21 protein-coding genes and 1 pseudogene are annotated in these 20,414 nt (G+C 53.2%); 17 read left to right on the top strand and 5 right to left on the bottom strand.

Annotation, left to right across the window (positions count from 1 at the left end):
- Nucleotides 1-136 precede the first annotated feature (136 nt).
- Entirely contained in the window at nt 137-2,398 is a 2,262-nt protein-coding gene (locus ACNKIB_RS06685) for an AAA family ATPase (protein ID WP_417909772.1), read from the bottom strand.
- Between the two features lie 5 nt (nt 2,399-2,403).
- Between ACNKIB_RS06685 and ACNKIB_RS06690 the strand changes: the two genes are divergently transcribed.
- From ACNKIB_RS06690 to tmk, 5 genes are all read left to right on the top strand, one after another.
- Nucleotides 2,404-2,706: a hypothetical protein gene (locus ACNKIB_RS06690; RefSeq protein WP_417909773.1), complete on the top strand. Its 303-nt coding sequence runs from the start codon at nt 2,404-2,406 to the stop codon at nt 2,704-2,706.
- 13 nt (nt 2,707-2,719) lie between these two features.
- Nucleotides 2,720-3,424: a peptidoglycan-associated lipoprotein Pal gene (gene pal / locus ACNKIB_RS06695; RefSeq protein ID WP_417909774.1), complete on the top strand. Its 705-nt coding sequence runs from the start codon at nt 2,720-2,722 to the stop codon at nt 3,422-3,424.
- Nucleotides 3,425-3,877: 453 nt separating this feature from the next.
- Nucleotides 3,878-4,360 carry a YraN family protein gene (locus tag ACNKIB_RS06700; RefSeq protein WP_417909775.1) on the top strand — a complete coding sequence of 161 codons (483 nt, stop codon included), beginning with the start codon at nt 3,878-3,880 and terminating at the stop codon, nt 4,358-4,360.
- Nucleotides 4,361-4,387: 27 nt separating this feature from the next.
- The gene (gene pdxA / locus ACNKIB_RS06705) at nt 4,388-5,377 is read left to right on the top strand and encodes a 4-hydroxythreonine-4-phosphate dehydrogenase PdxA (protein WP_417909776.1); all 990 of its coding nucleotides are present in this window, start codon (nt 4,388-4,390) and stop codon (nt 5,375-5,377) included.
- Nucleotides 5,374-5,976 (top strand): dTMP kinase, encoded by a 603-nt coding sequence (gene tmk / locus ACNKIB_RS06710; RefSeq protein WP_417909777.1) that lies wholly within the window; start codon nt 5,374-5,376, stop codon nt 5,974-5,976. Before pdxA ends, tmk begins: the two co-directional genes overlap by 4 nt.
- A 373-nt stretch (nt 5,977-6,349) precedes the next feature.
- Here the strand turns inward: tmk and ACNKIB_RS06715 are convergent.
- Nucleotides 6,350-6,805, bottom strand: a pseudogene (locus tag ACNKIB_RS06715) (M23 family metallopeptidase); the annotation flags it as partial.
- 582 nt (nt 6,806-7,387) lie between these two features.
- On the opposite strand from ACNKIB_RS06715, the gene pssA reads away from it, so the two are divergent.
- The 5 genes from pssA to ACNKIB_RS06740 are packed head-to-tail and all read left to right on the top strand — an operon-like array spanning nt 7,388 to nt 10,528.
- Nucleotides 7,388-8,146 (top strand): CDP-diacylglycerol--serine O-phosphatidyltransferase, encoded by a 759-nt coding sequence (gene pssA, locus ACNKIB_RS06720; RefSeq protein WP_417909778.1) that lies wholly within the window; start codon nt 7,388-7,390, stop codon nt 8,144-8,146.
- 3 nt (nt 8,147-8,149) lie between these two features.
- Nucleotides 8,150-8,737 carry a 16S rRNA (guanine(966)-N(2))-methyltransferase RsmD gene (rsmD, locus tag ACNKIB_RS06725; RefSeq protein ID WP_417909779.1) on the top strand — a complete coding sequence of 196 codons (588 nt, stop codon included), beginning with the start codon at nt 8,150-8,152 and terminating at the stop codon, nt 8,735-8,737.
- Nucleotides 8,734-9,237, top strand: a complete 504-nt coding sequence (coaD, locus tag ACNKIB_RS06730; RefSeq protein WP_417909780.1) for a pantetheine-phosphate adenylyltransferase — start codon at nt 8,734-8,736, stop codon at nt 9,235-9,237. The genes rsmD and coaD overlap by 4 nt, the downstream gene beginning before the upstream one ends.
- A complete protein-coding gene (locus ACNKIB_RS06735) occupies nt 9,234-9,677 on the top strand; it encodes a ubiquinol-cytochrome c reductase iron-sulfur subunit (RefSeq protein WP_417909781.1) in 444 nt (147 codons plus the stop codon). The genes coaD and ACNKIB_RS06735 overlap by 4 nt, the downstream gene beginning before the upstream one ends.
- Nucleotides 9,677-10,528 carry a hypothetical protein gene (locus ACNKIB_RS06740; protein ID WP_417909782.1) on the top strand — a complete coding sequence of 284 codons (852 nt, stop codon included), beginning with the start codon at nt 9,677-9,679 and terminating at the stop codon, nt 10,526-10,528. The genes ACNKIB_RS06735 and ACNKIB_RS06740 overlap by 1 nt, the downstream gene beginning before the upstream one ends.
- Here the strand turns inward: ACNKIB_RS06740 and ACNKIB_RS06745 are convergent.
- The gene (locus tag ACNKIB_RS06745; RefSeq protein WP_417909783.1) at nt 10,421-10,849 is read right to left on the bottom strand and encodes a hypothetical protein; all 429 of its coding nucleotides are present in this window, start codon (nt 10,847-10,849) and stop codon (nt 10,421-10,423) included. The two genes, ACNKIB_RS06740 and ACNKIB_RS06745, sit on opposite strands and share 108 nt — an antisense overlap.
- A 372-nt stretch (nt 10,850-11,221) precedes the next feature.
- Here ACNKIB_RS06745 and ACNKIB_RS06750 point away from each other — a divergent pair, with 372 nt between their 5' ends.
- Genes ACNKIB_RS06750 through ACNKIB_RS06770 form a run of 5 tightly spaced genes read left to right on the top strand, consistent with a single transcriptional unit; the run spans nt 11,222 to nt 15,107 of the window.
- The gene (locus tag ACNKIB_RS06750; RefSeq protein WP_417909784.1) at nt 11,222-11,530 is read left to right on the top strand and encodes a hypothetical protein; all 309 of its coding nucleotides are present in this window, start codon (nt 11,222-11,224) and stop codon (nt 11,528-11,530) included.
- Between the two features lie 39 nt (nt 11,531-11,569).
- A complete protein-coding gene (locus tag ACNKIB_RS06755; RefSeq protein ID WP_417909785.1) occupies nt 11,570-12,604 on the top strand; it encodes a 4Fe-4S dicluster domain-containing protein in 1,035 nt (344 codons plus the stop codon).
- A 19-nt stretch (nt 12,605-12,623) separates the two neighbouring features.
- A complete protein-coding gene (gene nrfD / locus ACNKIB_RS06760) occupies nt 12,624-13,886 on the top strand; it encodes an NrfD/PsrC family molybdoenzyme membrane anchor subunit (protein WP_417909786.1) in 1,263 nt (420 codons plus the stop codon).
- A gap of 8 nt (nt 13,887-13,894) precedes the next feature.
- The gene (locus ACNKIB_RS06765) at nt 13,895-14,689 is read left to right on the top strand and encodes a hypothetical protein (RefSeq protein WP_417909787.1); all 795 of its coding nucleotides are present in this window, start codon (nt 13,895-13,897) and stop codon (nt 14,687-14,689) included.
- Between the two features lie 10 nt (nt 14,690-14,699).
- Nucleotides 14,700-15,107 (top strand): c(7)-type cytochrome triheme domain-containing protein, encoded by a 408-nt coding sequence (locus tag ACNKIB_RS06770; protein WP_417909788.1) that lies wholly within the window; start codon nt 14,700-14,702, stop codon nt 15,105-15,107.
- 282 nt (nt 15,108-15,389) lie between these two features.
- On the opposite strand, the gene ACNKIB_RS06775 is transcribed toward ACNKIB_RS06770, so the two are convergent.
- A complete protein-coding gene (locus ACNKIB_RS06775; protein WP_417909789.1) occupies nt 15,390-15,539 on the bottom strand; it encodes a hypothetical protein in 150 nt (49 codons plus the stop codon).
- Nucleotides 15,540-15,683: 144 nt separating this feature from the next.
- Between ACNKIB_RS06775 and ACNKIB_RS06780 the strand changes: the two genes are divergently transcribed.
- Both ACNKIB_RS06780 and ACNKIB_RS06785 read left to right on the top strand, forming a co-directional pair.
- A complete protein-coding gene (locus ACNKIB_RS06780) occupies nt 15,684-18,581 on the top strand; it encodes an EAL domain-containing protein (RefSeq protein ID WP_417909790.1) in 2,898 nt (965 codons plus the stop codon).
- Between the two features lie 178 nt (nt 18,582-18,759).
- Nucleotides 18,760-19,950, top strand: a complete 1,191-nt coding sequence (locus tag ACNKIB_RS06785; RefSeq protein ID WP_417909791.1) for a type III PLP-dependent enzyme — start codon at nt 18,760-18,762, stop codon at nt 19,948-19,950.
- Nucleotides 19,951-20,072: 122 nt separating this feature from the next.
- Here the strand turns inward: ACNKIB_RS06785 and ACNKIB_RS06790 are convergent, their stop codons facing one another.
- Complete coding sequence (locus ACNKIB_RS06790) at nt 20,073-20,303, bottom strand: hypothetical protein (RefSeq protein WP_417909792.1); 231 nt, start codon at nt 20,301-20,303, stop codon at nt 20,073-20,075.
- Nucleotides 20,304-20,414 lie beyond the last annotated feature (111 nt).

A 20,414-nucleotide genomic window follows, 5' to 3' on the forward strand; every position in this document is an offset into this window, starting at 1 on the left:
CAGGAATAGCTGCCGCAGCTTCAGCAGCGGTCACTGCCTCCCTTATTGTTGGCGCAGGACGGCAGACTGCCTTCATACCACATTTGATCGATACACCGCAACAGTTCCCGCTGGCAAACAAGGGGCTTTTTTCCGCCTACCAGACCGCCCGCAGGCCTTTTGATTTGCGGAACTGATCGATCTTGCGTTCTAAATCAACCCGCCAGTCGGCATGAATACGGGCGGCTGAGGGCGCAATCAACTCTGGCAGACCATACACAAGACGGTCAGCAGCCCGACTCGCCTCAATCACGGCCTCAATCGAGCGCGCACCAAACTTATAGTCAGCCAGGAGCAGGCGGAGGAGTAGGCCGGAGGTTTTCCGGGCGGCACTTTTCCAATGCGTCTGCATCTGATGGGCAATGATGAAAGCCCGCTTGAGCAAAATTCGCCGCAGTTCCTCCAACTCCTCCTCAGTGGCTGAATCCTTGAGCAGATACTCTGGCACTTCAATGCCGTCAATATCCAGCACCACTCGCAGGCGACTCATGAAGTCAGGGATCTTCAACGTCTTGGCTAACTGGAGATCCTTTGGCTTTTTAGGAGCAAGCAGCCGTTCCATACCTTCCCAGTTTGCCTTGACTCCGCCTGCAAAGACAAAGATAGCCCGGCCAATATGATAGGGAATGCCCTGAACATAAGTCACGCCATCCTGCATAGCAGGTAGGAAGTACCGAAGATAGCCGAACTCATGGCCATCATGACGGCAGTCAAATTCATCCCAAAAGGCAATCGGTACTTTACCCTGGGCAACTGAGGCTCGGATTGGATCAATGGCCGCATTGATCTCCTCCGGGCTAGCAAATTGGGTTAGATTGAATTCAAAAAAGACAAAAGGGCTACTCTCGTAGTGCCGGGCGATCTCGCTAGCGACCTGCTTGACAGCAAAGGATTTGCCTGAACCAGGCGGGCCGAACACGCCAATACAAAGGGGCCGCAACACAGACTCCTTAGAGACATAGGAATCCATGACTTGATGCAAGGTGATTACAGGGTCGATTTCCGCTGGGTCAGTGGTGCGGAGATGGCCGAGTTTGAAGATGGGCAGATTGTCAAAGCCGGTGCCTCGGTTTACTTCCTCCTTCAGGCAATGCAGGACAGACATCACGATATCAACGTAGCAGAGCTGCTGGCTGCCTTCCTCTTCCGTGGGATAAGGATAGGCGTACTGATGCCGGAATATCGAGCGCAGGGCCTTCTTTTTTTTCTCTCCCCAGGCTTGTCCGGCAGCCAACTCCAAGGCTTCTTCAAATTCTGAGGTAAAATAGGGCAGCACAATAAAAGACGGATCAATCTCTAGGCGATCTGAGCAGGAACAGGGCAAGCCACTCAGGCAGGCTGAAGAGCAATCAAGCACTGGTAGGCGTAGCCCGTCATCAAAATGATAGCCATGCTCATCGAGCCGTCGCCAATTGCAGAGGACTTGCTTGGAAAAATCGTAAAAAGATTGCCGCGAGAAGTCCAGGCCATTAGAACGCAGGGCCTTCAAGGTCAGCATGGCTGTGACCATCGTGTCATAGCAAGGCACGGAGCCGCGTTTGCGGGAGGAGCTTTTCTCTGGTAGGCTGCCTTTGCGATAGCGGAAGTAAATTGCATCTGGCCCGACGTACAGGATAGCGTGAGGAAACATCTCAATGATGACCCGACAGAGAAAGCAATGTCGCTCACTGTCCCAAAGGCCAACTTCTGGTGTGCGCAGGGCACGCAGACACATAGCAACAATGGTCTCCCAGTTCACTGACGAATCCATCTCCATTCGGGTGGTCTCCAAGTCAGAGAGACGACAGAATAGGGTGAAGCGGCCACCAAGCAACCTGGCCCAATGCTGCCAATGGGCTACGGAAATTCCCAGAGCGATACACCACATGCCGGGATTGAGTTCGCTCATTTCGTCACAGATCTGCGGCGGCATTCCAGAGTCATCAATCAATACCATCCCGGTATTGGAACCAGCAATGGCATATTCGTGGGCACTAAAGGTGAAGACCTGGGCAGCTGCGCCGCGCTCTTCTGCTGGGAGGAGCTGCTTGACCATGAACCAGCCTTCCTGTTTGCTGTCCTGGCTGCCCCGCCGCTTGCGGAACATCTGATAAACTTGTCTTTCCGCGCCATACGACAAGGTATTGATCTTGGGAGACAGTTCTGATCCCACCAGATAGGAGGACAGCCAGGTAAGGCACTGCTCCAGCCTTCCCCGTTCAATCGTTACTGGTCCCGCAAGCAAGACAATGTTATCGCCAGGATTATAACCGTAGGCGGGCAAACTACCTTCCTCGAGTAGGCTAACTTCCTTAACTGGCAGATTGGTGATTTTGACGTTGGAGCCAAGGAAGAGGATTTTGGGGCTGTAGGCAGTCATGGCTGATGATGAGCAAAAAAAGAAAAGCGTTGGGCAAACTCTGGAGCGAAACAACCGCCATCATGCCCGACTCACCATTTAGCGTGGAAAAGATTCTTCTGTCAACAGCTAAAGCGAACCCTTGGAGGCTGGACCAGCAAATTCAGGCTGCTGGCAAGAAAAAACAGGCGACTGCGTCAACTCTGTTCTCTGACATGAAAAGTATGTTTCTTCTTGACGTTGCTGGCCGGAGAAAGTATCATAAAGGATTCCCTATATCGATTGTTCCCATCCGTTTATTTTTCTCTTTTTCCATTTTATTAAATTGACTGAGGTTTTGTTATGAACACCTTCATGACCCGCGCTCTACTCTGCGCTTGTATGGCTTTTTCCTTTTCGCTGATCGGCTGTAGCTCTAAGCCGGTAGAGCCATACAATCAGCAGAAATCAGCCAAAACAGACAGCAGCAACACCACCTATGATGCTGATTCAGGCGCAGCAGTAACGGATGATGCAGCTACTCCTGCAACTGGTGATTATTCTGCTGCCTTGGACGGCCTGCCAGTCTCCCCTGGTACTGTTGCAGACATTCAGAACTCTCCGAGCGCAACGCCGTCTGTTGAGCCGCTGGTATCGACCGAGCAAAACGGTAAGGCAGGTGGCTTTGCAGAGGACAATCAGTCTGCTGATTACAAACGTAAGAATGGCCGTTCGTCCCCACAGATGAAATCCATTTATTACGATTTTGACCAATCTGCGGTGCGCAAGAATCAGGCTGCAAAGATGGAGGCCAATGCCCATCATCTGAAGAAGAATGCCGGAGCAAGGGTGATCGTTGAGGGCAACTGTGACGAGCGCGGCACTAAGGAATACAACTTGGCCTTGGGCGAGCGCCGGGCTTCCAGTGCCAAAAAATATCTGATCAACCTGGGTGTTGAGGCAAGCAGAATTAGAACCATGTCCTTTGGTGAAGAGCGTCCGCTCTTTGTTGGCACGGAGGAAAGCGACTACGAGTTGAACCGCCGCTCTGATTTCGTGTTGGAATAAGAGCAATCCTTCTGTTGCGGTCAGCCCCGCTCACAGAATCGTTGTTTCCGCTGCCCAGTCTGTTTCAGATTGGGCAGTTTTTCTTTTTGCGGAAATTTGATTTGCTTATGCGGAAAAGGGCCGGGCGGTGAAGGCTGTTTGCAACGCCTCATTTCCGGCTGAACATGCGGCGTTGCACGCTTTACATGAGGCACAGCACGCTTGAAACGCCACGTTGCACGCTTGCCGAGCCTCGCGGAACGCTTTACATGCGGCATTGTCAGCGTGCAATGAGGCAAAGCAAGCGTGCCGCATGACGTTTCACGCTTGCCGAGCCTTTCGGCACACATGCTGCGCGGCATTTCACGCTTGCCGCGAGGCACAGCAAACGTGCAACGTGGCGTTTCAAGCGTGCTGTGCCTCACGGAATGCTTTACATGCGGCATTGTCAGCTTACTATGAGGCGTTGCAAGTGTGCCGCGAGCCATTTCCAGCTGCAAACGCGGCGTTTATTGCTTGGCTTGCGTCTGGTCGCACCTGAATCAAGAAGAAACTTTCTTCAACAATCCCATGCGGCAGCGTGATTCCGGCAACAGAACCGGGCGGAACGGCGAAGAAGCAGCGGTTCGCTTTCTTGCAGCACAGGGGTATGTCATTCTTGCGCGCAATTGCCGTCTGCCCAGCGGCGAAATCGACATTATCGCCCGCGATGGCGACTGTCTGGTCTTTGTTGAGGTGAAAACCCGGCGCAGTCAGCAATTTGGCAGTCCCTTTGAGGCAGTGAATAGCCGCAAACAACAACGGCTGACTGCGGCTGCCCTGGAATATATGGCAGAACACCATTTGGATATGCCATCACGCTTTGACGTGGCTGCGGTTGTGCCTGAAAAAGGTGCTTTTAGGGTGGAACTGCTGACCAATGCCTTTGAATGCGCATCGTTGGCTTCACTATATTGAAAATATCTGCTAAACCGAAATCAAATCATGCAACCTGCTGCCATCACAATGGGCTGCCCAGTTGGCGTTGGCCCGGAAATTATTCTTCGTCTCTTTGACAACTTGACCAGCGAAGAAGCTGCTGCTGCGCCCGTGGTGCTCGGTGATCTTGGCGTGCTGGCCCGCACTGCCAAGCTGTTGGGCAGCAAGAGTACGCCTGTTTCCTGGCAGCATGGCCGAGAAATCAAACCAGGTACGGTACCAACGCTAGAGCTATCGCAGCTGGCGGCAGAGCAACTGGGCTGGGGTAAGCCGACCAAGGCCACTTCGCTGGCTATGGCCGCGTATATCCGCCACGCAGTGCAAGGCACGCTGGCTGGCGACTTTGCCGCCATCGTTACTTGCCCCATTTCTAAGAAAGCTCTCAACGAAGCTGGTATTCATTATCCTGGTCATACTGAAATGTTGGCCGAACTGACCAACACCAGCCGCTATCGGATGATGATGGCTGGTACGCGGCTGCGGGTTGTGCTAGTCACGATTCACGAGCCGCTGGCCAAGGTTAGCGGGCTGCTTTCTGCTGAAGGAATCGTGGATTGCATCAGCATGACTGCCGATGCTCTGCGTCAGGATTTCGCGTTGGCGCAACCGCGCATTGCCGTGGCAGGTTTAAATCCCCATAGCGGAGAGCAGGGGATGTTTGGCAGAGAAGAGATTGAGCTGATTGAACCTGCTTTACGGCAATACAAGGGACATGCCGTTGTGACCGGCCCTTGGCCACCGGATACGATTTTTCATAAAGCAGTAAACGGCGAATTTGATGCGGTGGTCTGTATGTACCACGATCAGGGCTTGATTCCCTTCAAGCTGCTTCATTTTAAGGACGGGGTGAACGTAACCCTTGGTTTGCCGATTGTCCGCACTTCTGTAGATCACGGCACAGCCTACGATATAGCTGGAAAGGGAATTGCTGATGCCTCCAGCTTGCATTCGGCTTGGCAAATGGCAAGAGAGATTGCAAGGAACAGGACACGATGAAGCAAGGACAGTTGATCGCCTTTGAAGGCATAGACGGCACGGGCAAAACAACCCAGATCAAGCTGCTGGCTGAGTTTCTCCGGGCGCAAGGCTGTTGTGAAGTGGTACTGACTCGCGAACCTACAGACAGTGTTTATGGCCGCCGAATTCGCGAGCTGTATGTCAGCCGGGAACATTGCTCGCCCGAAGAAGAACTGGACTTATTCATCCAAGACCGTCGGTTGCATGTGCAAGAAGTGATCGAACCGGCACTCGCCGCAGGCAAGATTGTCCTGACAGATCGGTACTATTATTCCACAGCGGCGTATCAGGGGGCGAATGGCTTTGAACCAGCAGAGATATTTGCCCGCAACAGTTTCGCGCCCCGGCCTGACATGGTCATTCTCCTGACCATGCCACCGGAGTTATCTGCCGAGCGCATCTGTAAAGGCCGGGGCGAGCAGCTTAACGCTTTCGAGCAGCTCGTTTCTTTGCAGAAGACTTCCGCGCTTTTTGCTTCTTTTTCTGATCCTTGGATTTACCGGATTGATGCTTCGCAGCCTGCTTCTTCCGTGCAGAAGCAGATACAGAATGCTTGGCGCGGCCTTTTTTTGCCTTAGCTTTAATCGCGGCCTTGCTCTTCTTGTGCTTTTTCTTGCTGACCTTGGCGGCCTTGGTATGATGGCGGTTTTTCTTTTGCTTAAGATGCTGCTTGGCCTTGCCAGTTTTCGCCACTGGTTCTTCGCTATCGAGAACGTTTTGGAGAAGCTTGTCCTCCTCTTCCGACCCTTCCGCTAAATTCTGCCCTGCACACTGCGGCGGTACAGCAACCGAGGCGGTCTGTTCGCCCTTGAGCGGTTCCTCGTCTTTACCTGGTTCCTCTGGCTGTCCGGTTTGAAGGAAGCGGACTGGATTGATGAAGTTGTTGTGGTTGTCCATCTTGCTCGTGCCGTAAGGGGCGTGCGGCAGCCTGCCAGGCGCAATGATGCCCAGATGCACATGCGAGCCGCAGCGGTACGGGCCAATGAGACCAATGGTGCCACAGCTCTGCACCCTGCTGCCTTTCCGCAAGCCGAAGATGTTCCTGACATGCCCATACAAGGCAATGAACCAGCGGCCATCTGCTAGCCGGTGTTTCACCATGATAGCGACATTACCTCTCCCCCAGCCACTTTCCGAGATGTCATGCACCACGCCATCGGCTATTGCCCGCACGGGCTGGCCGACTGATGCGAACATGTCCACGCCAAGATGATGGGAATTCCGCCCTCGTTGCGCAAGCCAGCCGCCGGTAGGCCGGTTGAGGGAATAGCGGAACTCAGCTAGCGGCCAGCAGAATTCTTTCCTTTCCTTCACCTGCACAGAAACCGTCGTCCTCTGCTCGCCTGCTGAAACACAGCTACAGGGCAACAACGCCGCCAGCAGTACAACCTTTATCATTCTCCGCATATATATTGTTTTCGCCAGTTTCTTATCCGTTACGGCTTCCTCCAGACCGCTAGTTATAGACGGTATTATACGGGATGCGGCTTGAATGGAGCAGTATAATTTTGCTCAAGGTACAAAAAGGGGAATTGGTCACGTTGTCGCATAGTCAAATACGCCAGGGAAGATTCCTGCGCGTTTGCCAAGGAGTTTGGCTTGGTAAGAAAGGAGTGCTACTTGGCAGCAAAGGAGTTCGGCTTGGCCAAACTGCTTTCCTGTTGAGCAACAAAGGAGTTTTGCCGACTACAACTCCTTTGCTGCTTGGCCAAACTCCTTTGTAAGTCGGCCAGACTCCTCTGCTGCCGAGTACAACTCCTTTCCAAGTCGGCAGAACTCCTCTTGTACCAAGCCAAACTCCTTGGCCAGCGAGATCAGGACAGGTTGAGCGTGGCTGCGAGCCGTGCGGACAAGTAAAAGCCTCTCGTCTGATCAGACGGATTTTCCTTAATTCTGTTGCATCTCCTTACTCCACAGGTATAATATCTTTCCGGTGCAGACCGGGCAGGCCGGTACTGCTTTCATCTCATAGTTTCTGCGAGGCGCGTCATGGAACTGCTGCGGCCTAACCGTTTTTTTCTTCTACCTTCCCTGTTGACCTGCACCAGCCTGTTTAGCGGCTTTTACTCAATGGTCGCTGCCATCAACGGCAGATTTTATTCGGCAGCTGTGGCGATCATTATCGCCGGGATATTCGATGGACTGGACGGCAGAGTGGCCCGGTTAACCGGTTCCACCTCCGGCTTCGGGATGCAGCTTGACTCCCTCTGCGATATGGTCTCGTTTGGCGTGGCCCCAGGCTTGCTGGCCTATCTCTGGGCCTTGAAGCCCTACGGTCGCTACGGCTGGCTGGCCGCTTTTCTCTATGTCGCTGCCACTGCTCTGCGCCTGGCCCGCTTCAACACCATTGCCGAGGCACCGCCAGAAAAGCAAAAGCATCATGATTTTGTTGGCCTGCCCTGTCCTGCTGCTGCTGGAGTCGTTGCCACCATCGTGATGTTCTGCCACGATCAGGAGATCGCCGATCCGACCAAGATGAGGTATCTCTCTATCCTGCTGTTGGTCTATCTGCTGGCCTACCTGATGATCTCAACTCACCGCTACCTAAGCTTTAAAAAGGTGAAGATTCCCAAGGAAAAACGTTTTCAGGTGGCGGTCGGAATCATTGTATTCATTTCGGTCATCGCCGCAGAGCCGTCTGTCACCCTGTTGGTGATCGCCCTCTGCTATGCCGCCTCTGGGCCGCTCATGGAGTTGTATGCACTGGTGCGACGGAAACAACAGCCGCCAGAGGCAGGCTCTGTTTAAATCATGCGCATTACCGGCGGCACAGCCAGGGGCCGCAGTATAGCCGGGCCAAAATCCGGCTGCACGCTGATCCGCCCAACAAGCGACCGGGTGCGGGAAGCCTTGTTCAGCATCATTGTGGCGAAAATCCCTGGCAGCACGGTGCTCGACCTGTACGCAGGCACTGGGGCTTTTGGCTTGGAGACCCTGAGCCGGGGCGCGGCAGCAGCGGTGTTTGTTGATCAGTCCAAGTTGGCTTTGCAACTCATTCAGGATAACCTGAACCGCTGCATCACCGGAGCCAAGGCGGCACTTCTTCAGCTTGACCTGGCCCGGCCTGACGGCATTGCTCGCCTGAAAAACCGCTTGCCGTCTGAGATGCGTTTTGACCTGATCTTTCTTGATCCGCCCTACGAGCGGCGGCTCGCTGAACAGGCTGTCGCAGCGGTTGAACAAGGTGCTTTGCTCAATGCGGAGGGCTTGTTGATCGCCGAAGAGCGCAAGAACGCTGGACTGCCGGAACAGTCTGGCAGCTTCAGATTGATTGATCAGCGGTGCTATGGTGAGACCGGTCTCTGGTTCTATCAGCAGGAATCAACAGGAACCAAGTGAACGAAAATACTTCCGCAACTGCCCGTATCGCTATTTATCCTGGTACCTTTGATCCCATCACCAATGGGCATGTTGATATCATCACCCGCTCATTGCGCCTGTTTGATCGGGTGATTATTACCATTGCTCTTAATCCAGCCAAAGCACCTCTGTTCAGCTTGGAGGAGCGGATTAACCTGATTCAAAGCTGTTTTGCCGCTAACAATCAAGTAGAGGTGGATACAGCCAGTGGCCTGATTGTTGATTACGCAATGCGGAAAAATGCCTGCGCTATTATTCGCGGCCTGCGGGCAGTTTCTGACTTTGATTACGAACTTCAGCTCGCCCTGATGAATCGCAAGCTGGAGCGGCGGGTAGAGACGGTTTTTCTCATGACTGGCTTTCGCTGGATTTACATTAGTTCGTCCATTATCAAGGATGCAGCCCGGCACGGCGGCGATATCAGCGGCATGGTTCCGGCTCATGTGCAGGCCGCGCTCAAGGCAAAATTCGGAAGATGAATTGCCCTGCCTCACAACAGCAACCAGACCGCCGCCGCTTTGTTACTGGTTTGATCCGCTGGGCAGCTGCGTTATCTGGCATGGCCTTGATTCATCCCCTCCTGAAGTTCACTGGCTACACGATTAAACCGAAACCAAGGCACGTGAAAATTACCGCGCCTCTGCCGAGAAGCGGTGTTCATGCCGAGCGGGAGTTTTTTCTTTTTGCCGAGACAGACAGAAGTAAGGCCTGGGCGATTTCACGTACCTGCACCCACCTTGGTTGCCGGGTGAATTTCCTCGAAGACAAGCAGCTTATTGAATGCCCCTGCCATCAAAGCCGCTTCACGCCCCAAGGTAAAAGATTAGCCGGGCCAGCCAAGAAAAATCTGGCGGTTTTTCCGGTGGAAGTCCAGAAAGATGCCAGCGGTGTCGTGATTGGTTACGTGGTGACGCTTTAATGGACGAGCCGCTCCAGATAAAGAACAAGTTGCTGTTGGTACACTGGGGCGGCCAGGCACTGATCAGTCTCTATATCTCGGTGTTGTCGGGTCTGGTTCTCGGTCTCCAGTATAATCCAGCGGAACCATTTTATGCCACGGCGACCATTCAGCTTGTGGTGCCTTTTGGTTCCTTCTGGCGTTCACTGCACTATTATTCTAGCCAGATCTTTTTCCTGCTCCTGCTCGTCCATCTCATCATTGTGATCTGGGAGAACAAGGTCCCCTTCACCCGCTCTGCTTGGTTGCGCCTAAGCGCGGCTGCACCGGTCAGCCTACTCCTTCTCTTCACCGGCTACATCCTCCGGGACGATGCCACAGGCGATGCGGCTGGAGCCATTGCCGAAAACACTCTCCGTTCGATCCCGCTGTTCGGTAAGCCACTGAACAAACTGCTTGTCGATGTCGGGGCAGCAGGGGTGCAGAAGATCTATCTGCACCATATCACCGGGTTGATGCTACTGGGCGGCTTTTGCCTCTGGCCGCATCTCAAACGCTACGGCGCACTCTGGCGCAACCATGTGGCCTTAATCCTGCTCATTCTCGCTGCCGCCATTTTTTTGCAAGCACCTTTAGAGCAGGAACGCTTTGGCCTGCTTCATATCGCCGGGCCGTGGTTTTTTATCGGGATGCAGGAGTTGTTCCGTTACCTTCCGACCTTCTGGGCCGGGGTTTTTGTGCCAACAATCCTTGTCGGCCCTCTGTTATTCCTGCCTGCACAAGGGAGAGCACGAAGATACTGCCTGATCATGATGACAGCATGGATTGTCGGCTGCGTAATACTGACTTGTCTCCGTTTTTGTTTGCATTAAAAAGAAGTAAGGGACGAGTGCTGCTTGTTTGCCAAGGAGTTTGGCTCGGCAAGAAAGGAGTTGTACCCGGCAGCCAAGGAGTTTGGCCGAGTAACAAAGCAGTTCGGCTTGGCCAAACTGCTTGCCAAGTCGGTCGCAAAGGAGTTTTGCCGACTCAAACTCCTTTCCTGTTAAGCCGCAAAGGAGTCTTGCCGACTCAAACTCCTTTCCTGTTAAGCCGCAAAGGAGTCTTGCCGACTTGCAAAGGAGTTCTAGTCGGCCAAACTCCTTTTCTGCCGAGTACCACTCCTTTGCAAGTCGGCAGAACTCCTCTGTTGCCAAGCCGAACTGCTTGGCCAGCGAGAGAGAATTGATTGGTACTAACAGGGTAACGCCGCTTTGGTTGCCCTGAAAAAGTCCCGCTTTCCCTGACTCATAGAAAACGATGCGGCTGGAGCCTGATATGCAGTCAGCTCCCCAAATTGCAGGCCTCTACTTTTTCCCTTGACTATCAGCGTGGTTTGCAGGTAATCAGTAGCGGTCGTTTTTTGAGGCGGAAGGGTCTTGGTAAGAATACATTATGTTTCCCCGTAGGTATTCGGGTGCCTCTGGGTCTATGAACACTGACCAGCCTATGTCTGGTCATTTGGCTGATGAAACTGAAAAGATTATAAGCATATTTTAAAGTATAAAGTACAAAATAAGGAGGCAGTTATGGCTGAAAAGCAGATGGTGAGTGGGAGTACGCACAAAGGGCAGGATGAGGTGATTGTCGGCAAGCGGGTTTTTCTCCAGCGGGCAGCAGCTGCACTGGGTGTTGTGGTGGCTGCCGGTTTGACCGGAGCAGCAATCACAAAGTCTGCCGGAAAAGTCGGCGATGCGAACGCCCGTACACGCGCCACCGAGGAGGATTTGCGGCAGCAGCAGATCATGGCTGACAAAAAGTTGCTCATCATGACCGAGAAAGAGAAGCAACAGATGTTTGACCATATCCTGCGCAACCATCACCAGACGGTGTCTTGAGGATATTCCTTTCTCCATATTCAACAGAGGCAATACACGATGTCTGAAGACAAAAGAGAGATGGTTGACGAACAGGACGACGGGAAGGTGAAAGAATCCCGCCGTGATTTCCTGAAGAAGATGGGTGTTGCCGCCGCCGCTGCAACCGTGACAGCTCCAGCAGCCACTGCCAAGGCCGTGAGCATAGCCGAAGCCTTGCAGGGTCACTTTGAGTTGATGAGTGATGCCCAGAAGCAAAAGGCCATTGCCCGCCTGGAAGAACGCTATAGTGAGCAGTTTAGCAAGCAGGTCACAGTGGCCAACACGCCTGCCCCGGATGGAGTGCTGTTTGGCTATGCACTCAATATTTCCAAATGTATTGGCTGCCGTCGCTGCGTTGAGGCCTGCGTCAGAGAAAACAATCAGTCCCGCGATCCAGCCATCCAGTGGATTCGGGTCTTGCGGATGGAGAAAGGCAATCTCGCCTTTGACTCGAAAGATTTGGATAAGGGCTATCCCAGCAGCAATCCCTTGGGAGACCACGGCATTCAATCTGGCGGCCATGCCGAAAAACATGTTGGTCTTTCTGGCACTACCGAGCATTACTATGAACCAGAGCTGGTTCCAGAAGACAATGCCTTTTATTTTCCGGTGCAGTGCCAGCAATGCGAGAAACCAGCCTGTGTCAAGGCCTGTCCGGTGCGGGCCACGTATCGAGATCCCAACGGCATCGTCGTGATTGACTACAACTGGTGCATCGGCTGCCGGATGTGCCAATTGGCCTGTCCGTACTGGGCGCGCCGCTTCAACTGGGGCGAACCAGTGTTGCCGAGCGAGGAGATGAATCCCAAAACCCATTATCTGGGGAACCGTCCTCGCCCGCGTGGGGTTATGGAAAAATGCACCTTTTGTTTACAAAGGGTGAGAGAGGGACGCTATCCAGCCTGTGTGGAAGCCTGTCCAGTGGGTGCAAGAAAATTTGGCAACCTGCTCGATCCAGAAAGCGAGGTGAGGAAGGTTTTGGCTACCAAGCAGGTGTTCCGGTTCAAGGAAGAGTTCAGCACCTATCCAAAATTTTTCTATTACATGGATTAGAGAGGTATTGATAATGACCATGAAACAGCAAATAGCTTCAGCTTCGCAAAAGCCGACAGCGTTCGCCCGTGATTTTTTCAGTTATGCCATCAAAGGAGGAAAACTCTACTATGGCTGGCTGCTCTTTCTTTCCTTTTTTGTCCTTGTGGGCCTTATCACCACCTACGTGCAGATGACCAAGGGCCTCATCGTCACCGGGGCTACAGACCAAATCACGTGGGAACTGTTCATCTCCAACTTCATCTTCACCGCCCACATTGCGGCGGCGGCAGTGCTGGTGGTGATTCCCGCGTATATCTATAAGCGCAAAGATATGAAGGAGCTGGCCGTGCTGGGCGAGATCATCGCTCTGACCTTCGTCATTATCGGCCTGAACTTCATCTTCTACCACATGGGCCGGATAGACCGGGCTTGGCACGCAATTCCTGGGATAGGCATCTTCAACTTTCCCAGTTCGATGCTCACCTATGACATCATCGTTCTGAACACCTACCTCGCCATCAACTTGGTGGCGGTGGCCTATCTGCTCTACATGCGCTATATCGGTCAGCCGATGAACACCAAATTCTACACCCCGCTGATCTATGTGGCCGTGGCGTGGGGGCCGCTAATTCATATCGTCACCGCCTTCATCCTCAGCAGCAACGCGGCAATTTTCTCATGGCATACTGCTGTCCTCCCCTTCGCCTTTTTGTCCATGGCAGGCGCGTCAGGATCCTCTTTGATCATCATCATGTTCCTCCTGATCCGCAAGTTCAGCAAGCTGCAAATTGCGGACTCGGTGATTGACTTTTTTTCGCAGGTCATTGTCTGGAGTCTGGGAATCATCATTTTGGTGTTTGTCGCTGAGTTTTTCAATGAACTCTATCCAGCCACCCATCATGCTGCTTCCTTGGAGTTTATGATGGAGGGGCACCACGGTCTCGATGCCTATGTTCCGTGGTTTAAGATGACCATGACCCTGATCGTGCTGCCGTTCATCATGCTGCTCAATACCACAATACGGAAGAGCTACAACAGTTTGTTGCCGGTGATCTGCTTGGTGGTCTTCCTGATCGTCCTGATCGAAAAACCGGCAGTATTGGTCTTTCCGGCCTTCAGTCCGACCCCCTTGGGTGAGTATGCCGTGTATCATCCAACCTTGATTGAAATCTTCAACGTCCTGTTTATCTGGGCAGTCGGCTTTATTATGCTGACCTTGCTCACCAAGGGTGCGATTGGCGTGTTGACCGGTGAGGTGCGAGACACCAAAACAGTGGAAGCAAGTGGAGGTGCGAAATGAGCAACTACATGAGAGCAGGAATTTTCTGCGGCCTTTTTGTCTTAGTAACAGGCGGGTTGGCTGTGGCAGAAGAAGGCAAGCCTGATGCGGCACCAGCACAAGACAAGTCTGGCGCGGCATCAGTTGAGTGCTACGAAAGCATCCAAGGCTCCACCAATCTCCCAAAGGTGGATAATGCAGTTCCCAAGTTCGGTTATCCCAATGTGAAGTGCTCGCCGACCACCGGAGCTGTCCTCTGGTACGGTGATCCCTACACTGACACCGTGCCTATGGGTGAAATGCCGAAGTTCGGCGATGAGACGGATAGCGACTTTGCCCAAGCAGTCATCCGGCCCCGGACGAAGCACTTCAAAACACCCATGCCGTGCAGCGGTTGTCATGCCAGTGCAGATCAGGCTGCTGCCCCGCAGAATGATCCCCGCCAGCTCCAGATGCACCAAGATATCATCGCCGATGCCACCAAGCTACAGCATGGCCGGGGAGCAATTTGGTGTTTCGACTGCCATAATGCTGCCAATCGCGACACCCTTGTTGACCGTCGAAAGAAAGAGGTCAGCTTTGATGAATCCCATAAGCTCTGTGGCAGCTGTCACGGCGATACCTACAGCAACTGGCGGATGGGTCTTCACGGCAAGCGTACTGGCGAGTGGAAAGTGGGAGGGAAAAAGCGGTGGTGGACTTGCACAGAATGCCACAATCCCCACACTGTTCAAGAACATCGCTTTAATCCGGTTAAGCCTGAACCGCCACCGGCCCTGCCCCGTGGCATGAGCAGCAGTGAAACCAGCAGTAAGCACGAGTAATAAGCTCGGCATGAAAGCAAAGAGCTTGGTTTTCAGAGGGGTACTGTCTCTTGGACTTGCTGCTACGTCTGCCCTGGCGGCGCAGGCACAGCAGCAAGCTCCGGCGATGACCGATCCCTCAGTCGTGCCAACCTATGACATCTCCCTGTTCAGCCACAAGTTCCATGCGGAAAGGGCCGGATTCAAATGCGCTGACTGCCACAACAGCCTCTTTCAGCAGGCTAACGGCACAGCCAAGGCCAAAGGCGACTTCAACATGAGTAGCTTTGAAAAAGGCAAATACTGCGGAGCCTGCCACGATGGAGTCACCGCCTTTGCCGTCACTGATCAGGGCAGTTGCGCCAAATGCCACGGCAGCAGCATGAAGCCGCCGAAGACTGATGACAAAAAAGAGGCCGGACACAGCGGCAGCTCTTGATTCAAGCTTCTGCTGATCTGTCTCGCATTGTAAGGACGGAACCAAAACGGTTCCGTCTTTTTTTAGATCTTCTGCATAAGCCAACAAGAAGGATTTACAATGAATGGCAATCAGGTTGAAGCGAAGTTCCAATAAGCCAATGAGGAGTTCTGCCGACTTGGATAGGAGTTGTACTCGGCAGCAGAGGAGTTCGGCTTGGCCAAACTGCTTTCCTGGTGAGTAACAAAGGAGTTTGGCCGACTCAAACTTCTTTCCAGGTCGGCAAGACTCCTTTGTGCCTTACTAGAACTCCTTTCGTACTCGGCCAGACTCCTTTTCTGCCGAGTACAACTCCTTTGCAAGTCGGTAGAACTCCTCTTTTACCGAGTAGAACTGCTTTGTAAACGAGTAAGAAAGGAAGAGTAACTCACTGAAAATTGACAGCCCTGACAAATTCTGCTATTCATCATCCAGTAGAGAGGCTGCCAGAGAGTAGATATTGAACGGAGGCTGCCTATTTTTCCTACCTCAGAACAAAGCTGAAAGTATCTTTTGGTACGGCATCGAAAGAGCCATGCTGTAGGTCACACGTGGGTTATGAGCAGGCAAAAAGATAAGATACCAAAGAGAAATCGGCTGCTGCTGGTCAGTGCGGCAGTGCTGATTGGCGCAGTTCTGCCAAGGAGCCTGACAGTGCTGGCTGACCGCTGGGCTGGGGCCTGGACTTTCGCGCATGAACCGCTGGCCGCTCTGATTTTGGGCTGGAGCGCAGTCTCTGCTCTGCTCGCTGCTTTGTTTATCATGCTGATGCGGAAGCACCTTGAAGGGAGCGAGCCGCAGTTCCTGTGGATAGCCGCTGCCTTGACCGGCATGGGAGTGCTGGACGGCTTCAATGCCGGAGGTGCACCGCAGGCAGCAGCGAGCTGGCTTTCTAGTTTAGCCGCGTTGATCGGCGGCCTACTCTTTGCCCTGACGCTCCTACCCGAACGCCTCGTTCGGCGACCGGCCTTTAACTGGCTTCCTTGCCTCATTGCCGCCTGTTGCGTTCTGCCTGGCTGTGGCTTTCTGCTGTATCCTGACCATATTCCGCTTGCGCAGACCTTTTTTATCACCCAGCTCATGAGTGTACTCGGCGGTTTCGGCTTCCTCATCGCTGGGCTGCATTTTTCCAGCCAGAAGAACAGCTCTGCCCAGAACGCACTGCGCTTGACCGGCTGGAGCTTCGTCTTAGCCTCGGCAGCCTTGCTCTTTCCTTTTGCCGCCCAGTGGAGTGCAGCCTGGTGGCTCTGGCAGCTTCTGCGCCTGGCTGCCTTATTCCTCCTTCTCTGCTTTTTTATCAGCCGTAGCCAGGAGCACATCCAGAAGCTACGCAGCAGTCGCGATGAGCTGGAAAACAGCCGCAGGCAGCTCGCCGACCTCATTGAAAATTCACCATCCGCTGTCACCCTGAAAGATATCTCAGGACGCTTTGTGATGGTCAACCGCCGATTTGAAGAACTCTTCGGGATCAAGAAGAAAGATGTGATCGGCAAGTCTGCCGCTGATATCCTGCCGCCTCTGACCAAAAAGCTCCAGCCCTGCTGCGGGCGGGCCGAGACAGTGACAGAATACGAGGAAAGCATTTCCCTGCAAGACGGCACGAAAACCTTTCTGACCACCTGCTTCCCTCTTGCTGACACCCTGGAGGAGGCCTGCTGCATCGGTTGCATCCAAACCGACATCACCGAGCACAGAAAACTGGAGCAGCAGCTGCGGTTGGATGAAAAGATTATTGCCAACACCGAGGAGGCGATTGTCATCACCGATGCCGAGGCGACTATCGTGGATGTCAATGAGGCCTACACCAAGATCATGGGCTATGCGCGGGAGGAGGTTGTCGGCCAGAATCCCCGGATTTCTAAATCTGGCCACCACGATAAGGCGTTTTATGAGGCCATGTGGCGGCAGCTCATGGAAACTGGTACCTGGGCCGGGGAAGTCTGGGATCGCCGCAAGAATGGCGAGGTCTTTGAAAAGTGGCTGACCATCAATGCCATCCGGGATAGGAGCAATGTCACGGTCAACTATGTGGGTATTTTCACCGACCTCAGCGAAAAAAGGAATGCCGAGCGCAAACTGAGAAATCTGCTCTTTTACGATTCATTGACCAAGCTCCCGAATCGGACGCTGCTGCATGAACGGCTTGAGCAGGCCATGATCAACAGCCAGAGCCACGATATCCCCTTGGCCCTGTTCTGCATTGATATAGATCGCTTTAAAGATATCAATGACTCACTCGGCCATAAGGCGGGCGATGAGTTGCTGATGCAAGCAGCCAAGCGGATCAAAAGCGGGCTGCGCAAAAGCGATGTGGTGGCCCGACTCTGCGGCGATGAGTTCAGCGTGATTTTGTCAGAGATCAAATTCCGGGAATCTGCGGAGCATCTAGCCCGGCGGCTGCTCCACCTCCTTCAGCAACCTTTCCACCTGAACGGCGAGGAAGTCTTCATCAACGCCAGCATCGGCATCAGCATTTATCCTGATGATGGGATGACAGCAGAGACGCTGATCAAAAATGCAGACACAGCCATGCACTTTGCCAAGGAGCGAGAGCATGGCAGCTTTCAGCAATTCCGCTCGCAGATGAACAAGCAGCTGGTCCAGCGACTCACCTTGGAGAAGCAGCTCCGCCATGCTTTGGACAACAATGAGTTTGTCCTCTATTATCAGCCCAAATATTCCCTGGCAGATGAGGAAAAAATGGTGGGCGCAGAGGCTTTGATCCGCTGGTTGCATCCGCAAGAAGGCGTGATTTCTCCAGCAGAGTTTATCCCGATTGCCGAGGAGACTGGCCTGATCACCGCGCTGGGCGAATGGGGCTTGAAAACTGCCTGCCGCCAAGTCAAAGCCTGGGAAAAGCAGGGGCTGGGGCTACACCGAGTAGCGGTCAATCTTTCGTCGCGGCAGTTTCAGAACCGGAAGCTGCTGACCCTCCTCCACGACACGCTTGAGGAAACCGGACTACCAGCTGCTTTTCTGGAGCTAGAAATCACCGAGAGCACAGTGATGGAACACCCCAAACAGACCGTTGAACTGCTACAGGACATCCGCCAGCTCGGGGTCAGGATCGCCATTGATGATTTTGGCACTGGCTATTCCTCGCTGGCCTATCTGAAGAAATTCCCGGTCAACACGATCAAAATAGACCAGTCGTTCATCGCGGAACTCACCAAAGATTCGGATGATGCGGCCATTGTTGAGTCGATTATCCAGATGGCTCGCAGCCTGAATTTGGAAGTGGTGGCCGAAGGGGTGGAGACCCAGGAGCAGCTCGATTTTCTCCGGGAGAAAAAGTGCCACGAAGTGCAGGGCTACTATTTCAGTAAACCGCTGGCAGCGGAGCAGTTTGCTGAGAAAATTCGCAGTTCGCAGCCTGATGAATTTCCGCCGCAAGATCAGCAGGATGAAAAAAAGTTGTCGGCAAAAAAAATACCCCTACAAAAAAATATGTATTGACGGCCTCTACAGTCTTGCGGAGCGCGTCATTTTCAATTATTATGTTCGCCTTTTCTTGCTGATAGCCAATCCGTGCAGAATCGCCCCATGAAGCGAGCAATGACAGAGCAACTGTCGGGAGCAAGAGAGTTGAGGTTTTTGTCTTCTTTTGTAAACTTTAACTTGAGGGGGGTGTCCTATGTCTGTTATTCTGCCCAAACTACCTGCCGCATCTGTCCGCGTCTCAGAATTTGTCAATCAACTGTCTGAACGCGAGCAGATAGAATCTGCGGCAGCCCTCCACGGCACGCCGGTAATGCTTCTTGACTGCGATATCATCCGCCGTCAATACCGTGCTCTCAGGCAAGCGTTGCCTGAAGCTGCCGCTCACTTTGCTCTGAAGCCATTGCCCCATCCGGCAGTGGTGAAAACCCTGCTCCAGGAAGGAGCAAACTTTGACCTGGCCACCAACGGCGAGGTTGATTTAGTACGGAAGGCTGGTGTTCCCGGCGAAAAGACCATCCACACCCACCCAATCAAGCGGGATTCAGATATCCGCTATGCGTTGGCGTATGGTTGTACGGTCTTTGTCATTGATAATCTCAACGAGCTGGAAAAATTCAGCCAGTACCGCGATGAGGCCGAGCTGCTGATCCGTCTCAGCTTCCGCAACGCAGATGCCTATTCTGATCTGTCGAAGAAATTCGGCTGTAGCCCGGATAAGGCGGTTGAGTTAATCCAGCAGGCGCATACCTTGGGCATTCGCATCAAAGGCTTGTCCTTTCATGTTGGTTCCCAGACCGCTGATCCGCAGAAGTATGTCACGGCAATTCAAACTTGCGGCGAAGTCTTCCGGCGGGTGCAGGAATTAGGTCTGCCGAAACTCAGCACATTGGATATTGGCGGCGGTTTCCCGGTGCATTACATCGACGAAGTTCTGTCCATCGAGGAGTTCTGCGTGCCAATTCGCCAAGCACTGGCTGAGTTCCCGGAAAGCGTAGATGTAATCTCCGAACCAGGCCGTTTCATCGTTGCGCCAGCGATTACAGCCGTGGCTTCAGTCATGGGCCAGGCAGAGCGCGACGGCAAAACCTGGTATTACTTGGATGACGGCCTCTACGGCTCCTTTAGCGGCATGATCTACGACCATGCGGCCTATCCGGTGGAAGCCCTGCACATGCAAGGCGAGCTGTATCCCTCGGTGCTGGCCGGGCCAACCTGCGACAGCATTGATGTGATCACTGAGGACATCATGTTGCCCAAGCTGAAAAACGGTGACTTGGTGGTTGGACGGATGATGGGGGCCTACACTGCCGCTTCTGCCTCGGAATTCAACTTCTTCCCCAAGGCAAAAATTGTAGTTTTCAACGAGCCATCAGATTTACTCTGATCTCTCAGCTGTTTTTGCTGCGCCGCCTTTTGCTGCGGCGCAGCAGTCCTCTGTTTTCATCCCGCCTTTTCTCTTTTTCACTAGATTCAGAAGAGTTTCTTCTCAGCCGCAGCTTTTTTCTGTCAGGTAAGCAATGTTCGTAGTTCGCTGGCAAAAGGTTGTGGCTCGGCAAGAGAAGGTTCTTGTTTAGCCACAAAGAGTTCTTGTCGAGCAACAGAAGGTTGCTGCCAAACAACAACCTTTGTTAGCTCGGCAACAACCTTTTGTTGTTTAGCCACAACCTTCTTTTGCCAAGCAGTAACTCTTTGTTGTTGAGCAAGAGAAGGTTGACCTGTCTTCGCAATAGCGGACACGTTTTATTCCCTAAGTAGCCCTTTTGAAGAAGAGCGGCTCGTAGTTGTCCGGCGACTGATAACTGATCGCCGAATGCCGCCGTTGGCGGTTGTAAAAGCCTTCGATGTACC

It is taken from the genome of Candidatus Electronema sp. PJ (genome assembly GCF_048287395.1).
Classification (GTDB): domain Bacteria; phylum Desulfobacterota; class Desulfobulbia; order Desulfobulbales; family Desulfobulbaceae; genus Electronema.

Bases quoted from the DNA above. Each gene is read 5' to 3' on its own strand.
- ACNKIB_RS06685 (WP_417909772.1), bottom strand. From the start codon at position 2,398: ATGACTGCCTACAGCCCCAAAATCCTCTTCCTTGGCTCCAACGTCAAA.
- ACNKIB_RS06690 (WP_417909773.1), top strand. From the start codon at position 2,404: ATGATGAGCAAAAAAAGAAAAGCGTTGGGCAAACTCTGGAGCGAAACA.
- pal (WP_417909774.1), top strand. From the start codon at position 2,720: ATGAACACCTTCATGACCCGCGCTCTACTCTGCGCTTGTATGGCTTTT.
- pdxA (WP_417909776.1), top strand. From the start codon at position 4,388: ATGCAACCTGCTGCCATCACAATGGGCTGCCCAGTTGGCGTTGGCCCG.
- tmk (WP_417909777.1), top strand. From the start codon at position 5,374: ATGAAGCAAGGACAGTTGATCGCCTTTGAAGGCATAGACGGCACGGGC.
- pssA (WP_417909778.1), top strand. From the start codon at position 7,388: ATGGAACTGCTGCGGCCTAACCGTTTTTTTCTTCTACCTTCCCTGTTG.
- rsmD (WP_417909779.1), top strand. From the start codon at position 8,150: ATGCGCATTACCGGCGGCACAGCCAGGGGCCGCAGTATAGCCGGGCCA.
- ACNKIB_RS06735 (WP_417909781.1), top strand. From the start codon at position 9,234: ATGAATTGCCCTGCCTCACAACAGCAACCAGACCGCCGCCGCTTTGTT.
- ACNKIB_RS06740 (WP_417909782.1), top strand. From the start codon at position 9,677: ATGGACGAGCCGCTCCAGATAAAGAACAAGTTGCTGTTGGTACACTGG.
- ACNKIB_RS06750 (WP_417909784.1), top strand. From the start codon at position 11,222: ATGGCTGAAAAGCAGATGGTGAGTGGGAGTACGCACAAAGGGCAGGAT.
- ACNKIB_RS06755 (WP_417909785.1), top strand. From the start codon at position 11,570: ATGTCTGAAGACAAAAGAGAGATGGTTGACGAACAGGACGACGGGAAG.
- nrfD (WP_417909786.1), top strand. From the start codon at position 12,624: ATGAAACAGCAAATAGCTTCAGCTTCGCAAAAGCCGACAGCGTTCGCC.
- ACNKIB_RS06765 (WP_417909787.1), top strand. From the start codon at position 13,895: ATGAGAGCAGGAATTTTCTGCGGCCTTTTTGTCTTAGTAACAGGCGGG.
- ACNKIB_RS06770 (WP_417909788.1), top strand. From the start codon at position 14,700: ATGAAAGCAAAGAGCTTGGTTTTCAGAGGGGTACTGTCTCTTGGACTT.
- ACNKIB_RS06780 (WP_417909790.1), top strand. From the start codon at position 15,684: ATGAGCAGGCAAAAAGATAAGATACCAAAGAGAAATCGGCTGCTGCTG.
- ACNKIB_RS06785 (WP_417909791.1), top strand. From the start codon at position 18,760: ATGTCTGTTATTCTGCCCAAACTACCTGCCGCATCTGTCCGCGTCTCA.